This is a genomic window from Streptomyces griseiscabiei, assembly GCF_020010925.1.
Classification (GTDB): Bacteria; Actinomycetota; Actinomycetes; order Streptomycetales; family Streptomycetaceae; genus Streptomyces; species Streptomyces griseiscabiei.
The window spans coordinates 3,495,354-3,510,400 of record NZ_JAGJBZ010000001.1; the positions used below are offsets into that span (position 1 = coordinate 3,495,354).

The following is a 15,047-nucleotide window of genomic DNA, read 5'->3' on the forward strand; positions in this document are numbered from 1 at the left end:
CGGTCGTGCCCGCGGTCGTGGCCCGGCGGCGGAATCGCGCCGTACGGGGGCGCCGGGCGGGGGCTCGTCCTCGGGACGTCGGGCGGAGCACGGCCGGCCCTCACGGTCCGGTCGGGGGGTAGTGGCCGTGGTCCGCCAGGTCCTTGTCGACCGCGCGTACCGCCTCGTCCAGGGCGGGCTTCACGGCCTCTCCCCGCATGATCTTCGCGAACGCCTCGGCGAAGGCCTCGGTGATCGCCGGGTAGGCGGGGGTCTGCGGCCGGGGGCGGGCGGTTCCGTTGCGGAGCTGGTCTATGTACAGGCGTCCGGGGCCGCCGAGGGCGAACGCGTCGGTCCGTTCGATCGCGGTGCCGGTGGCGGGTATCCCGCTGTTGACGTCGGTCATGCGCAGGATCTCGTCGGGGCGCAGCAGGAAGGCCAGGAAGCGCCATACGGCGTCGCCGTCGGCCCGGCCCGCGGGCATGCCCCACTGCCAGGAACCCATTCCGGTGGCGCTGCCCGTGCCGAAGTCGGGCAGGGGCACGACGGCCACGTCGCCGGGGTGGGCCTCCGTGTAGCGGTGGTACCACCAGTGGCCGGTCCAGGACACGGGACTACGGCCCTTCTGGAACGCCCCGGAGTCCTTGTTCGCGTCCACGTAACCCGCCTTCGCCCAGCTCTGGAGCGTCGTCAGCGCCTCGACCGACTGCGGTCCGTTGAGCACTCCGTCGGCCGTGCGATAGGTGGAGCGTTCGATCAGGTCGCCGCCCGCCGACCAGACGGCCGGCGCGAACCCGTACGTTCCCCATTCGGTGTCGGCCCACGGCAACTGGAGGTCCAGCGGCGTCTCGTAGCCCAGAGTGCGCAGTTTCTTCAGGATGCCGGTGAATTCATCGGCGGTCCAGGCGTCGCCGATGCCCCGGGGAATGCGTACGCCCGCCTTCTTCAGCACCGACGGCCGGATGTACAGGCCGAGTCCGGAGTCGAACGTACCGAGGCCCCAGAGCCTGCCCCGGTAGGTGCCCTGTTCGAGGACGGAGGGGAGCAGGTCCTCGCGCAGGGACTCGGGGACGCAGGAGTCGATCGGCCGGAGCTCGCCGGACCAGGCGTGGCTGAACAGTTTCGGCGCGTCGAAGTCGAGCAGATCGGGAAGTTCGCCGTCGGCGGCCGCCGCGCGGACCAGGTCGTCGTACTCGCCCTCCGGGAGGCTGACGAGTCGGACGGTCACCTCGTCCTGGGAGGTGTTGAACGCCTGGACCTGGGCGCGCACGGCCTCCGTCTCGCCGCGTGCCGCCGGCTCGTGGAACCACATGGTGATCTGGGCCGGGGCGTCGATCCGGCCGTCGCAGGTCGCGTCGGCGTCCCGCCGGGTGCGCTCCCCGTCGTCGCCGTCCGTGTCGCAGCCGGTGAGCAGCAGGGTCATGCAGAGCAGGAGCGTCGGCAGGGCACGGCGGGGTGTCCTCGAAGCGGCGGGCCGACCGGACACCCGGGACGTGCTTCGCCGGGGTCCGGCGGCGCGGGTCACGGTCCGCTCTTCGGGTAACCGTCGTGGGCGGCGAGATCCTGGTCGATCTCCTTCACCGCCTCGTCCAGCGTCCTGCGAACGGGCTCCCCGGAGAAGACGATGTCGGCGACCGCGTGCGAGAAGGCGACGGTGACCGCCGGATATGCCGGGGTCTGCGGCCGGGGCCGGGCGGCTCCGCTGCGCAGCTGCTCGATGAACAACCGCTCCGCGCCGTCCTCGTCGTACAGCGGGGACAGTCTCACGGCCCCCTCCGTCGCCGGGATCGCGCCGTTGGCCTCGCTCATCCTGGCCACCTGCTCCGGCTGGAGCAGATACTCCAGGAAACGCCACACCGCGTCGCCGTCCGCGCCCCCGGAGGGGATGCCCCACTGCCAGGAGCCCATGCCGGTGACGGTGCCCGTGCCGAAGTCGGGCAGGGGGACGATCGCCACGTCACCGGGGTACGCCTCGCTGAACTCCCCGTACTTCCAGTGCCCCATCCAGGAGATGGGTGTGCGGCCCTTCACGAAGGCGCTCTTGTCCTTCTTCGGGTCCCGGTCGACGTATCCCTCGTCCACCCAGCGCCGCATGGTGGTGAGCGCCTCCACGGACGCCGGGCTGTTGAGGTACCCGTCGGCCGTGCGGAACTCCTCGGGGTCGATGAGGTCGCCGCCCGCCGACCACACGGCCGGCGCGAAGGCGTAGGTGTTCCACTCGTCGGCGAGCTTCGAGTCGGTGAAGTTCAGGTCGAGCGGGGTCTCGTAGCCCTGCGCGCGCAGCTTGCGCAGGATCCCCGTCAGCTCGTCGGCGGTCCAGGCGTCGTCGACGCCCTTCGGGATGCGTACGCCCGCCCTCTTCAGCACCGACGGCCGGACGTACAGGCCGAGCCCCGAGTCGAACGTGCCGACGCCCCACAACCGGCCGTCGTACGTGCCCTGTTCCCGGACGGAGGGCAGCAGGTCCTCGCGGATCTTCGCGGGCACACAGGAGTCGATCGGCTTGAGCGTGCCGGACCAGGCGTAGCTGTAGAGGTTCGGGCCGTCGAAGTCGAGCAGGTCGGGCAGGTCGCCGCTGGCCGCGGCGGAGAGCACGAGTTCGGTGTACGGGCGCTGTTCGGGGAGGGTGACCAGTTCGACCCGTACCTGTTTCTGGGAGCTGTTGAACTCCCTGACCTGGCTCTTCAACGTGGTCTGCTCACCGCTCTGGCCCGCGTGGAACCACATCGTGATGTGCGCGGTGCCGTCGATCCTGCCGTCGCAGGTCGTGTCCCCCGCCGCCTTGTCCCCCTCGTCGGTCCGGCCGTCACCGTCTCCGCCGCCGCATCCGGCCAGCAACAGCACGGCAGCCGCCACGCCCGAGAAAAGGGCGCGGCGAACTGGATGTCTTCCCAGGTCCCGGCGCTGCGTATTCATCGCACACCCCCACTCACCGGACGACTCGGCCCCCAGGGCAGCGACATGCTACTCCTCGTGTCGTGTCCGATTCCCTCGGTGAGAGTGAACACCGTCGATCCGGCACAGGACTTCGGCACATTCCGGCTGGCGGGAATCCGTATGCGGCGACACTTTACGGCTAGCCGGAATGTAGGCCCATCGACCACCTTGGGAGGCTGTGACCATGTCCATGCGCTGTCTCATCGTCGATGACAGTGCCCGGTTCCTGGAGGCGGCCCGTACGTTGCTGGAGCGTGACGGGATCGATGTCGTCGCCGTGGCGTCCACGGGCGCCCAGGCGCTGGCACGGGCCGCGGAACTGGCCCCGGATCTCGTTCTTCTGGACATCGACCTCGACGGCGAGAGCGGGTTGGAGCTCGCGCCGAGGCTCGCCCGCACCGCGGCGTCCGTCATCATCCTCACCTCCACGCATCCGCTGGACGACATCCAGGAACTCGTCGCCGCCACTCCGGCCCGGGGTTTTCTGCACAAGTCGAAGCTCTCGGGGCAGGCGCTGCGGGAGCTTCTGGGGCCTGATCACGGGTGCCCGGCGTGTTGAGGATCGTGCCGGTGGAGTCCGGTCATGTCCGGCCATATCACGCGGCAGGTGTTGTCGGGGCTTGGTCAACACGCTTCAATGCGGGGGAACTCGGGGCATGGAACGCCGTCGTACGGATGTGAAGACGGACGGGCGTCCAGGGTCCGGGAGCCCCTGGCGCCCCGAGCGCACCGGGCACCCCGACAGGCCCGCGCGGTCCGGCCATCCGTCGCGTTCTCCTCTACAGAAAGGCCCCTGCATGCGGCACGCCACAGAGCACGCGGACGTCGCGACGGTCACGGACGACGCCACGGCGGAGCTGGAGTCGGTCCTGCGGGGCGGCCCCTTCCATGTCGCGCTGCGCGCCGCGATCGCCGCCCGCGGACTGCCGCTGCAGCGTGTGCAGCACCATCTGTCGCGCTACGGGGTCAAGGTCGGTGTCACCAGTCTCAGTTACTGGCAGCAGGGCGCCCGGCGTCCACAGCGTCCCGAGTCGCTGCGGGCCGTGCGGGCCCTGGAGGAGATACTCCAGCTCCCGGACGAGTCGCTGATCCGGCTGCTCGTCCGCACCGACGAGGCCCCCGGTCAGGAACGCCCCGCCGGCCGCTCCTACCGCTCCGTCGTGGAGGCCTCCGGCGTCCTGGAACGGCTTCTGGGCGAACTGGGGGTGCCGCTGGACGGTGGTGTGCACACCGTCGGCCACCACGAGCGGGTCCGGGTCGGCGCGCGCCGGGAGTTGCTGGGCCGGGAGTCGCAGCACATCGTGCGCGCCCACAAGGACGGTGTGGACCGCTATGTGGCCGTCCACCACGGCGACCCGGGCTGCGCGCCGGAGCGGACGGCCGTCCGTGCCCTGGAGAACTGCCGCGGCGGCCGGGTGCGCTGGGACCGGGACACCGGGATCCTCGTCGCCGAACTCCTCTTCGACACCCGGCTGCGCAGCGGCGACACCTTCCTCTTCCGCTACGGCTTCGAGGACGGCACGGCCGGTGTCTGCACCGAGTACGTCCGCGGCTTCCGTGCCACGGGCGGCCAGTACGCCCTCCAGGTCCGCTTCGACGAACGGGCCCTGCCCGTGCGCTGCCACCGCTTCAGCCAGCACTCCGCCGCGGCCCCCCGTGACGGTCGGCAGCCCCTCCCGCTGAGCGGCCTCCACCGCTCGGTCCACCTCGTGGAACCCCGTGTCCGGACGGGAATCGTGGGCATCGGCTGGGACTGGGAGTGAGACCCGGAGGAGGAGAAGTACGGTCCTGAGGCGGGTGGGGCCGGCGCCAAGGTGGCCGACTGTCGCGGTCCGCACGCCTTTGCGATACTTTCCGGCCCAGAGCCCCGAGAGAGGACCCGCTTCGTGATCGTCGTCGCCGGTGAAGCCCTGATCGACCTGGTCCCGCAAGGCGCGGGCCCGCTCGTGGATCTGCGGCCCGCTCGTGGCGGCGGCCCCTACAACACGGCCGTGGCGCTCGGCCGTCTCGGCTCCCCCACCGCCTTCTGCTCCCGGGTGTCGTACGACGCCTACGGCGAGGCCCTGTTGGGCGGCCTGCGCGACGCGGGGGTGGACGTGGGGCCGGTGCGACGCGGCCCCGAGCCGACGACCCTCGCCCTGGCCTCCGTCGACGAGGGCGGCTCCGCCCGGTACTCCTTCTATGTCGAGGGCAGCGCCGACCGGCTGTTCGAGACTCCCGAACGGCTCCCCGCCGGTACCCGGGCCGTCTCCTTCGGCACCTGCTCACTCGTCCTGGAGCCCGGCGCGAGCGCGTACGAGAAGCTGATGCACACCTGCGCCGCCCAGGGGGTGTTCACCGCGCTCGACCCCAACATCCGGCCGGGGCTGATCCCGGACGCGGACGCCTACCGGACCCGCTTCAAGAGCTGGCTGCCCTCGGTGTCGCTGCTCAAGCTCTCCGAGGAGGACGCGGAGTGGCTGGGCGGCACCCCGCGTCTGTGGCTGGACGCCGGCCCCTCGGCGGTCGTGATCACCCACGGCGGCGACGGCCTGACCGTCCACACCCGGGCCGGCGCGGAGTACTCCGTACCGGGCGAGAAGGTGGACGTCGTCGACACCATCGGCGCAGGGGACACCGTCAACGCGGCCCTCCTGCACGGCCTGGCGGCCCGGGACGCCCTCTCCGACCCGGCTCTCACGGCCCTGGGCGCCGACGCCTGGACCCGTCTGCTGCGCTTCGCCGCCCGCGCGGCGGCGATCACCTGCTCCCGAGCGGGTGCGGAACCGCCGTACGCGGCGGAGGTGGGCGAGGTCTAGGGCCCGCTGCGACGGTGACACCCGCCGCGCGACGCCCGGCTCCCGCCCCGCGCGGGCCGTCCTCGCGCGGTTCCGGGCCGACCGTCCGCCCTCGTGCAGGGTCAGCCGCCGACCGCTCGCAGGGCGCCCGGTTTGCGGCCGTTGAGGTGGTCGAGGGCGGTGGCCGTGGCCTCGTCGGCCGGGAGGTGGACCATGAGGCGCTGCCCGTCGTCCGGCAGGGCGAGCGTCTCGTACGACAGCCGCAGCCGTCCCGCCTCCGGGTGCTCGACGAGATCGGTGCCGTTGCGCAGCGGCATGGCCGGTACGCCCTTGAGCCGCAGCGTGAACCGGGCTCCCGCGGTCACCGTCAACTCGTCGGCCAGGGCGGCGACATGGGGGTCGTGCAGCGGGGCCTCGTGGCGCAGGTGGGCGACCTGCTCGTCTGCGAGCCTTTCCCAGCCCGGGTACACCGTGCGGGCCCGCTCGTCGGTGAACAGGTACCGCAGGACGTTGGGCGGGGTGCCGTCGAGCAGTCCGAGGGGGCGGGCGTACCGCTCGTAGCCGGTGGTGTGGGCCACGATGTCGCCGAGCCAGTTGAGCAGCACGGCCGGGCTGGGCTCCAGCCGGTCCAGGAGGGCCCGCACGGTGGGCCGTACGGTGCGGGCCGGCGGGACGGGCGCCGAGCAGAGCAGGCCGTCGCCGCTCTCCTTGGAGAGTCGGCGCAGCAGGACGCGGTCGGGTACGCGCAGGCGCAGTGCGTCCGCGAGGGCGCCGAGCACCTGGGACGAGGGATTGCGGTCGCGGCCCTGTTCCAGCCGGGTGAGGTACTCGACGCTGATCCCGGCGAGGGTGGCCAGTTCGGCGCGGCGCAGGCCGGGTGCGCGGCGGCGGGGGCCGGTGGGCAGCCCCACGTCGGCCGGGGTGATGGCTTCGCGGCGGCTGCGCAGGAAGGCGGCCAACTCGTTGTCGCTCACCCGTCGAACGTACAGGGTGCGGTGCCGCCGAGGGTGGCCCTCGTGCTACTACTCTCGGCCCGGCCTCCCTCCGGGGCGCGGGAGGCCGGAGGGTGGGGGCATGACTGAGGACGACGCGCGGCACACGCCGACCACCACCCTTCTTCCCCTGTCCCCCGGCGACTGGGAACTCGACCCGCTGCACTCGGCCGTCAACTTCACGATCCGGCACCTCGGGATCGCCAAGGTACGGGGCCGGTTCGAGCGGTTCACGGCCGAACTGCACACCGGCGGGACGGTCGACGACGTGCGGGTGGGCGCGGAGATCGCCCTCGCCTCCCTCGACACCGGGAACCCCGACCGTGACGCGCACACACGCTCGGCGGATCTGCTCGACGTCGAGAAGCGTCCGACGATGATTTTCCGCTCGACGCGGGTGCGCGGGGCGGGTGAGGAGTGGTCACTGGAAGGGGACTTGACCATAGGGGACGTGACCCGCCCGGTGACTCTCGCCGTGGAGTTCGGCGGGATCGTGGACTCCCCGGGGGACGGTCGCAGGCATGCCGGTTTCGAGGCGACGGGGGAGATCCGGCGCAGCGACTACGGCCTGGACTTCGGAGCCGGTCTTCTCGGTGATGTTGTCAAGGTGCAACTGGACATGCAGTTCGTCGAACCCGGTAGCCAGGAGGGTTGATCACTGCAGGGCCAGGGCGGCTGACGGATGAACGAACGGTGGCCCGCGGGGAGTTCCCGCAGGCCACCGCTTTTTTCTGGATGTGTCAGGATCTGCCCGCTCGGGGCGTCTCAGGCCTTGCGTGCCCGTGTGGTCTTCTTCGCGGGCACGGTCTTCTCCGCAGGAGCCGCCTTCTTCGCGGGCGCCGCCTTCTTGGCGGTCGCTCTGGCGGCGACCGTCTTCTTCGCCGTCGTACCGGCGGCGACCGTCTTCTTCGCGGCGGCCTTGCGCGGGGCCTTCACCGAGGCCGCGTCGCTGATCCGGTCGGCGCCGAGGATCTCCCGCAGGAACTTGCCGGTGTGGCTGGCCGGCACCCCGGCGACCTCCTCGGGCGTGCCCTCGGCGATGACGAGACCACCGCCGGCGCCGCCCTCCGGCCCCATGTCGACGACCCAGTCGGCGGTCTTGATGACATCGAGGTTGTGCTCGATGACGATGACCGTGTTGCCCTTGTCGACCAGGCCGGACAGCACCGTGAGGAGCTTGCTGATGTCCTCGAAGTGCAGACCGGTGGTCGGCTCGTCCAGGACGTACACCGTGCGTCCGGTGGAGCGGCGCTGCAGCTCGCTGGCGAGCTTGACGCGCTGCGCCTCACCGCCGGACAGGGTGGTCGCGGACTGGCCGAGCCGGACGTAGCCGAGGCCGACGTCCTTCAGGGTCCTGAGGTGGCGGGCGATCGAGGGGACGGCCTCGAAGAAGTCCGTGGCCTCCTCGATCGGCATGTTCAGTACGTCGGCGATGGACTTGCCCTTGTAGTGGACCTCCAGGGTCTCCCGGTTGTACCGGGCGCCGTGGCAGACCTCGCACGGGACGTAGACGTCCGGGAGGAAGTTCATCTCGATCTTGATGGTGCCGTCGCCCGCGCAGTTCTCGCAGCGGCCGCCCTTGACGTTGAAGGAGAAGCGGCCCGGCAGATAGCCGCGCACCTTCGCCTCGGTCGTCTCGGCGAACAGCTTGCGGACGTGGTCGAAGACCCCGGTGTACGTCGCCGGGTTGGACCGGGGGGTGCGGCCGATCGGCGACTGGTCGACGTGCACGACCTTGTCGACGAGGTCGTCGCCGTCCACGCGCGTGTGCCGACCGGGGACGCTGCGGGCGCCGTTCAGCTCACGGGCCAGGTGGGTGTACAGGATGTCGTTGACCAGCGTGGACTTGCCGGAGCCGGACACACCGGTGACGGCGGTGAAGACGCCCAGCGGGAAGGACACGTCGATGTCCTGGAGGTTGTTCTCCCGGGCGCCGTGCACCGTGAGCTGCCGGGTGGGGTCGAGCGGGCGGCGGATGTCGGGCAGCGGGATGGCCTTGCGGCCCGAGAGGTACTGCCCGGTCTGCGACTCGGTGTTGTCGAGCAGCTCCTTCAGGGAGCCGCTGTGCACGACCTTGCCGCCGTGCTCGCCCGCGCCGGGGCCGATGTCGACGATCCAGTCGGCCATCTTGATGGTGTCCTCGTCGTGCTCGACGACGATGAGCGTGTTGCCCATGTCGCGCAGCCGGACCAGGGTCTCGATGAGCCGGTGGTTGTCGCGCTGGTGCAGACCGATGGACGGCTCGTCGAGGACGTAGAGCACGCCGACGAGGCCGGAGCCGATCTGGGTGGCGAGCCGGATGCGCTGGGCCTCGCCGCCGGAGAGCGTGCCCGCCGCGCGGTTCAGCGAGAGGTAGTCGAGGCCGACGTCGACCAGGAACCGCAGCCGTTCGTTGACCTCCTTCAGCACCCGCTCGGCGATCTTCTTGTCGCGGGCGTTCAGCTTCAGCTCGCCCAGGAAGTCCGCGCAGTCGCTGATCGACATGGCGGAGACCTCGGCGATCGACTTCTCCATGACGGTGACCGCGAGGACGATCGGCTTCAGGCGCGTGCCCTCACAGGTGGGGCAGGGCACCTCGCGCATATAGCCCTCGAAGCGCTCCCGGCTGGCGTCGCTCTCGGCCTCGCCGTGCCGCCGCTTCACGAAGGGGACGGCACCCTCGAAGGCCGTGGTGTACACCCGCTCGCGGCCGTACCGGTTGCGGTAGCGCACCTCGATCTGTGTCTTGTGGCCGTACAGCAGGGCCTTCCTCGCGCGCTGCGGGAGTCCGGCGAAGGGGATGTCGGTCCGGAATCCCAGCGCGTCCGCGAGGGCGCCGATGAGACGGCCGAAGTAGTCCTTGGTGTGGCCGTGCGACCAGGGGTGGATGGCGCCCTCGTCGAGCGACTTGTCCTCGTCCGGGACGATCAGCTCGGGGTCGACCTCCATGCGCGTGCCGATGCCGGAGCAGTCGGGGCAGGCGCCGAAGGGCGAGTTGAAGGAGAAGGAGCGGGGCTCCAGCTCCTCGAAGGACAGGTCGTCGTACGTGCAGTAGAGGTGCTCCGAGAACATGCGCTCGCGCTCGGGGTCGTCCTCGGGGAGGTCGACGAAGTCGAGCACGACCATGCCGCCGGAGAGGCCGAGGGCGGTCTCCACCGAGTCGGTGAGGCGGCGCTTGGCGGACTCCTTCACCGTGAGACGGTCGACGACCACCTCGATGGTGTGCTTCTCCTGCTTCTTCAGGGTGGGCGGGCTGGAGAGCTGGACGGTCTCGCCGTCCACCCGCGCGCGGCTGTATCCCTTGGTCTGGAGGTCCGCGAAGAGGTCCACGAACTCGCCCTTGCGCTCGCGCACGAGCGGCGACAGGACCTGGAAGCGGCTCCCCTCCGGCAGCTCCAGCACCCGGTCGACGATGGCCTGCGGCGACTGGCGCGAGATCGGCCGGCCGCACTCCGGGCAGTGCGGCTTGCCGATGCGCGCGAAGAGCAGCCGCAGATAGTCGTAGACCTCGGTGATCGTGCCGACCGTCGAGCGCGGGTTGCGCGAGGTCGACTTCTGGTCGATGGAGACCGCCGGGGACAGACCCTCGATGAAGTCGACGTCCGGCTTGTCCATCTGCCCGAGGAACTGCCGGGCGTAGGAGGAGAGCGACTCGACGTACCGCCGCTGGCCCTCGGCGAAGATGGTGTCGAAGGCCAGCGAGGACTTGCCCGACCCCGACAGGCCCGTGAAGACGATGAGCGAGTCGCGTGGCAGGTCGAGCGAGACGTTCTTCAGGTTGTGCTCGCGCGCGCCACGGACGATGAGACGGTCGGCCACGCCGGTCCGCACCTTTCTTGAGTGAAGTGACAGGGGCCGGAGCCCCCGTCTTCCACAGACTAGGGGGAGCCACTGACAGCGCCGGTCCTGTTTCCCCGTTCCACAACAATCCCGGGCCTTCCAGCATGCCCGACGCCACGACCGACCATATAGCACGTGCATTCGATTTACGGCGATGGTCGGCCACCTTCACCCGAAGGTGTGGCGGGGCTAGGGTCGGCGGCATGATGGATCACGCGCGTGACCTGGCATCTGTGTGCGAAGCGACGGACCGGCTACTCACCGCAGCCGCCGCACTGGACAACGCCGGTGTGACCGAGCCGTCACGGCTGCCCGGCTGGACCCGCGGTCATGTCCTCGCCCACCTCGCCCGCAACGCGGACGCCCTCGTGAACGTTTTCGCAGGCCGCCCCATGTACGCCTCCGCCGAGGCCCGGGACTCCGACATCGAGCGGGACGCGCCGCGCCCCCTGAAGACCCAGCTCGCCGACGTGCGCGACAGCGCGCACCGCTTCCAGGACGCGGCCTCGCTCTCCCAGGACTGGTCCCGGACGGTGGAGCTGCGCAACGGGGTCCTCGACACCGCCGCCTGGCTGCCCTTCCGGCGGTGGATCGAGGTGGAGCTGCATCACGTCGATCTGGGGATCGGGTACGAGCTGGAGGATCTGCCGGAGGAGTTCACCCAGCGCGAGATCAACTTCCTCGCCCACCGGTTCTCCAAGCACCCCGACGTCCCCGCTCTGACGATCGAGCAGGACGACGGGCGTCTGCTCCCCACCGGCGCCGTCGAGGGCGTCACGGCCGAACAGCTCGACAGCGGCTACCGGCCGCCGCTGCCCGGCCTCACGGTCAGCGGCCGTCAGGCCGACCTCCTCGGCTGGCTCGCCGGCCGTCGCGACGGCTCCGCGCTGCACGTGGAAGGAGGGGCCCTCCCCTCGCTGCCCCCGCTATAGGCTGCCCCCATGACGTACAGCGGAGCGGTGAAGGTCGGCGGTCCTGCGGATGTGCACGAGCTGCGGGACCTGATGATCTCCAAGGTCGCGGTGGGCCCGATGGACAACAACGCGTATCTGCTGCGCTGCCGGGCCACCGACGAGCAACTGCTGATCGACGCCGCGAACGACGCCGGCACACTGCTCACGCTGATCGGTGACGACGGGATCGCGTCCGTCGTCACCACACATCAGCACGGCGACCACTGGCAGGCGCTCACCGAGGTCGTGGCGGCCACCGGCGCCCGTACGTACGCGGGCCGGGACGACGCCGAGGGCATCCCCGTGGCGACCGACGTCCCCGTGGGCGACGGGGACACGATCCGGGTGGGGCGCGTGGAGCTGACCGCGCGCCACCTGGTGGGCCACACACCGGGTTCGATCGCCCTGGTCTACGACGACCCGCACGGACATCCGCATGTGTTCACCGGGGACTGCCTCTTCCCTGGCGGGGTGGGCAACACCCGCAAGGACCCCGAGGCGTTCGCGAGTCTGATCCACGACGTGGAGACGAAGATCTTCGACGCCCTGCCCGACGAGACCTGGGTCTACCCGGGCCACGGCAACGACACCACGCTCGGCGCGGAGCGCCCGCACCTGCCGGAGTGGCGCGCACGGGGCTGGTGAACTCCCCCGTGCCGTACGGCAGTTGGTGAGACACCCGACTGGGGGCGCGAACGCTCCCTCACGCGCCCCGTGTGAATCGAACGCACGCGCCGGTGTCTCGCGCGCGCTCCCCGCGCACGCCGTGGCGTAGTCCACTGGAAGCAGGTCCGCACGGGATGACGGCTCCCGCGCGGATGGGCCGCCGGCCTGTCAATCCCCGCCCTCGGCCGGCGGCCCCGCCCAAGCCTTCCCAGGCCTCGGTCACGCGCGTTCACAGGACCGCAACACGTGTTCCCAGAATGCGGACAATCACCCATGTGACCTCGACAAACAAGACGTCGCGCTGTCAATCTCACGCCATGCGTCCTGTCCTGCGAGTCCCGCGCTCCCCGCGCCGTGCCGCCTCCGCCGCCATAGCCGCCCTGCTCGCCGCCGCCGCGGTGGGCTGCGCCCCTCAGCCGGAGGAGGACGCCTCCGGCTCGGCCTCCGCCTCGGCGTCCGGAGCGTCCTGCGCCAAGGGCGAGTTGGGGACGAAGACCTCCGGCAAGCTGACGATCGCCACCGACCAGCCCGCCTACGAGCCCTGGTTCAAGGACGACGACCCGAAGAACGGCGAGGGCTTCGAGTCGGCCGTCGCGTACGCCGTGGCGAAGCGGCTCGGCTACGACAAGGGGGACGTCGTCTGGCAGAGCGTGCCCTTCAACAAGGCGTTCGCGCCCGGGGCGAAGACCTTCGACTTCGACGTCAACCAGGTGTCGATCAGCGACGAGCGCAAGAAGGCCGTGGACTTCTCCTCGGGCTACTACGACGTGCGCCAGGCCGTCGTCGCGCTGAAGGACTCCCCGGCCGCGAAGGCCACGAGCGTCGCCGATCTGAAGAAGCTGCATCTGGGCGCCCAGGTCGGCACCACCAGCCTGGACTACATCGACGACGTGGTGAAGCCGAGCCAGGACGCCGCCGCGTACGCGAAGAACGACCAGGCCAAGTCCGCGCTGAAGAACGGCCAGATCGACGCGATCGTGGTCGACCTGCCGACCGCGTTCTACATCACGGGGGCCGAGGTGACGGACGCGAAGATCGTCGGCCAGTTCGAGAACCAGGGCGGCACACCCGAGCAGTTCGGGCTCGTCCTCGACAAGGGCAGCGCCCTCACGTCCTGTGTGACGAGCGCCGTGGACGCCCTGCGCGAGGACGGCACCCTGGCGAGGATCGAGCAGGAGTGGCTCTCCGACGCCGTCGACGCGCCGGTGCTCAAGTGACGGTCGTGAAGGACGAGCCCGGCCGGGAGGACGCGGACGGCGACGGCGCCCCACCCGCCGGGGACGACGACTACGTCCCCTCGCGACGACGGCTCGACCGGGAGCGCTACAAGCGCGACCGGGCCCGTCGCGCCACCGCCGTCGCCGCCCTGTCGACCCTGGTCACGGCCGTCGTCCTCTATCTGGTCGTCGTCAACGCGCCCGGCTGGCCGCGCACCAGGGAGACGTTCTTCAGCGCGGAGTACGCGCGCGAGGCGCTCCCCAAGGTCCTCGAAGGACTGTGGCTCAACGTACGGCTGCTGCTGGTCTGCGGTGTCGCCGTGCTCGCCCTCGGCATGCTCATCGCGATCGCGCGCACCCTGCGCGGCCCGGTGTTCTTCCCGCTGCGGGCACTGGCCGCCGCGTACACCGACTTCTTCCGGGGGCTGCCGCTGATCATCAATCTGATGATCGTGGTGCTGGGGGTCCCCGCGCTCCGGCTCCAGGGCGTGACCGTCGACCCGGTACTGCTCGGCGGCACCGCGCTGACCCTCACCTACTCGGCGTACGTCGCCGAGGTGTTCCGGGCCGGCATCGAGTCCGTGCACCCCTCGCAGCGCGCGGCGGCCCGCTCGCTGGGCCTCACCAACCGGCAGGCGCTGCGGCACGTCGTGCTCCCCCAGGCGGTACGCCGTCAGGTGCCGCCGCTCCTCAACGACCTGGTGTCGCTGCAGAAGGACACCGGTCTGGTCTCGATCGGCGGTGCGATCGACGCCGTACGCGCCGCCGACATCATCGTGGGCCGCAGCCTCAACTACACGCCGTACATCGTCGCGGGACTGGTCTTCGTCGCCCTGACCATCCCGATGACCCGCTTCACCGACTGGATCACGGCCCGGATGGACCGGCAGCGGGCGCAGGGAGGGACGACATGAGCGACACCCGGGAGAGCGCGGGGCCGGTGGACGCCGCGGAGGACGCCCCCGTGCTGCGGATGGAGTCCGTCCGCAAGACCTTCGGCGGCTCGGTCGTGCTGCGGGACGTCGATCTGGAGGTGGCCCCGCACACCGTGACCGCGCTGATCGGCGCCTCCGGGTCCGGCAAGTCGACGCTGCTGCGCTGCGCCAATCTGCTGGAGGACATCGACGACGGGGCGATCTGGCTGGACGGCGAGGAGATCACCGATCCCCGTGCGGACCAGGACGCGGTACGGCGCCGGATCGGCGTGGTCTTCCAGTCGTACAACCTGTTCCCGCACATGACGGTGCTGGACAACATCACCCTGGCGCCGCGCCGGGTGCACGGCGTCCCCCGCGCGGAGGCCGAGGGACGGGCCCGTGAACTCCTGGAGCGGCTCGGGCTGGGCGGGAAGGCCGGCGCCTACCCCGACCGGCTCAGCGGCGGCCAGCAGCAGCGTGTGGCGATCGTGCGCGCCCTGGCCGTACGCCCCCGGCTGCTGCTCCTCGACGAGATCACCGCGGCCCTCGATCCGGAGCTGGTCGGCGAGGTCCTGAACGTCGTCCGCGATCTGAAGGCCGACGGCATGACGATGGTGCTGGCCACCCACGAGATGGGCTTCGCCCGTGACGTCGCCGACCAGGTGTGTTTCCTGGACGGGGGCGTGGTGCTGGAACGCGGTACGGCGGAGCAGTTGTTCGGCGACCCGCGGCAGGAACGCACCCGGCGGTTCCTGCGACGGATCGTGGAGGCGGGCCGCCTGTAAGGGGC

General features: G+C 70.9%; 13 protein-coding genes. 9 read left to right on the plus strand and 4 right to left on the minus strand.

Annotated features, from left to right (window positions below; translation table 11 throughout):
* Positions 1–100: 100 nt before the first annotated feature.
* Positions 101–1,402, minus strand: coding sequence for an ABC transporter substrate-binding protein (locus J8M51_RS15245; protein WP_216868773.1), 1,302 nt, complete (start codon positions 1,400–1,402; stop codon positions 101–103).
* 98 nt (positions 1,403–1,500) lie between these two features.
* Complete coding sequence (locus J8M51_RS15250; RefSeq protein WP_398856112.1) at positions 1,501–2,835, minus strand: ABC transporter substrate-binding protein; 1,335 nt, start codon at positions 2,833–2,835, stop codon at positions 1,501–1,503.
* A gap of 265 nt (positions 2,836–3,100) precedes the next feature.
* Here J8M51_RS15250 and J8M51_RS15255 point away from each other — a divergent pair, with 265 nt between their 5' ends.
* From J8M51_RS15255 to J8M51_RS15265, 3 genes are all read left to right on the plus strand, one after another.
* The gene (locus J8M51_RS15255; protein WP_086757849.1) at positions 3,101–3,475 is read left to right on the plus strand and encodes a response regulator; all 375 of its coding nucleotides are present in this window, start codon (positions 3,101–3,103) and stop codon (positions 3,473–3,475) included.
* A 238-nt stretch (positions 3,476–3,713) separates the two neighbouring features.
* The gene (locus J8M51_RS15260) at positions 3,714–4,679 is read left to right on the plus strand and encodes a hypothetical protein (protein WP_086757841.1); all 966 of its coding nucleotides are present in this window, start codon (positions 3,714–3,716) and stop codon (positions 4,677–4,679) included.
* Positions 4,680–4,802: 123 nt separating this feature from the next.
* Positions 4,803–5,714 carry a carbohydrate kinase family protein gene (locus tag J8M51_RS15265; protein WP_086757843.1) on the plus strand — a complete coding sequence of 304 codons (912 nt, stop codon included), beginning with the start codon at positions 4,803–4,805 and terminating at the stop codon, positions 5,712–5,714.
* 101 nt (positions 5,715–5,815) lie between these two features.
* Here J8M51_RS15265 and J8M51_RS15270 read toward each other — a convergent pair whose 3' ends face one another.
* A complete protein-coding gene (locus tag J8M51_RS15270) occupies positions 5,816–6,667 on the minus strand; it encodes a helix-turn-helix domain-containing protein (RefSeq protein ID WP_086757844.1) in 852 nt (283 codons plus the stop codon).
* A gap of 100 nt (positions 6,668–6,767) precedes the next feature.
* Here J8M51_RS15270 and J8M51_RS15275 point away from each other — a divergent pair, with 100 nt between their 5' ends.
* On the plus strand, positions 6,768–7,340 hold the full coding sequence (locus J8M51_RS15275; RefSeq protein ID WP_086758102.1) for a YceI family protein: 573 nt from the start codon (positions 6,768–6,770) through the stop codon (positions 7,338–7,340).
* Between the two features lie 110 nt (positions 7,341–7,450).
* Here the strand turns inward: J8M51_RS15275 and uvrA are convergent, their stop codons facing one another.
* Positions 7,451–10,483, minus strand: a complete 3,033-nt coding sequence (gene uvrA, locus J8M51_RS15280; RefSeq protein WP_086758100.1) for an excinuclease ABC subunit UvrA — start codon at positions 10,481–10,483, stop codon at positions 7,451–7,453.
* A gap of 224 nt (positions 10,484–10,707) precedes the next feature.
* Here uvrA and J8M51_RS15285 point away from each other — a divergent pair, with 224 nt between their 5' ends.
* From J8M51_RS15285 to J8M51_RS15305, 5 genes are all read left to right on the plus strand, one after another.
* Entirely contained in the window at positions 10,708–11,436 is a 729-nt protein-coding gene (locus J8M51_RS15285) for a maleylpyruvate isomerase family mycothiol-dependent enzyme (RefSeq protein ID WP_086758098.1), read from the plus strand.
* Between the two features lie 9 nt (positions 11,437–11,445).
* Positions 11,446–12,102 (plus strand): MBL fold metallo-hydrolase, encoded by a 657-nt coding sequence (locus tag J8M51_RS15290; RefSeq protein ID WP_086758096.1) that lies wholly within the window; start codon positions 11,446–11,448, stop codon positions 12,100–12,102.
* 338 nt (positions 12,103–12,440) lie between these two features.
* Complete coding sequence (locus tag J8M51_RS15295; protein ID WP_086758094.1) at positions 12,441–13,340, plus strand: ABC transporter substrate-binding protein; 900 nt, start codon at positions 12,441–12,443, stop codon at positions 13,338–13,340.
* Positions 13,337–14,254, plus strand: a complete 918-nt coding sequence (locus J8M51_RS15300) for an amino acid ABC transporter permease (RefSeq protein ID WP_086758092.1) — start codon at positions 13,337–13,339, stop codon at positions 14,252–14,254. The genes J8M51_RS15295 and J8M51_RS15300 overlap by 4 nt, the downstream gene beginning before the upstream one ends.
* On the plus strand, positions 14,251–15,042 hold the full coding sequence (locus tag J8M51_RS15305; RefSeq protein WP_179203214.1) for an amino acid ABC transporter ATP-binding protein: 792 nt from the start codon (positions 14,251–14,253) through the stop codon (positions 15,040–15,042). Before J8M51_RS15300 ends, J8M51_RS15305 begins: the two co-directional genes overlap by 4 nt.
* The last annotated feature ends 5 nt before the right edge of the window (positions 15,043–15,047 follow it).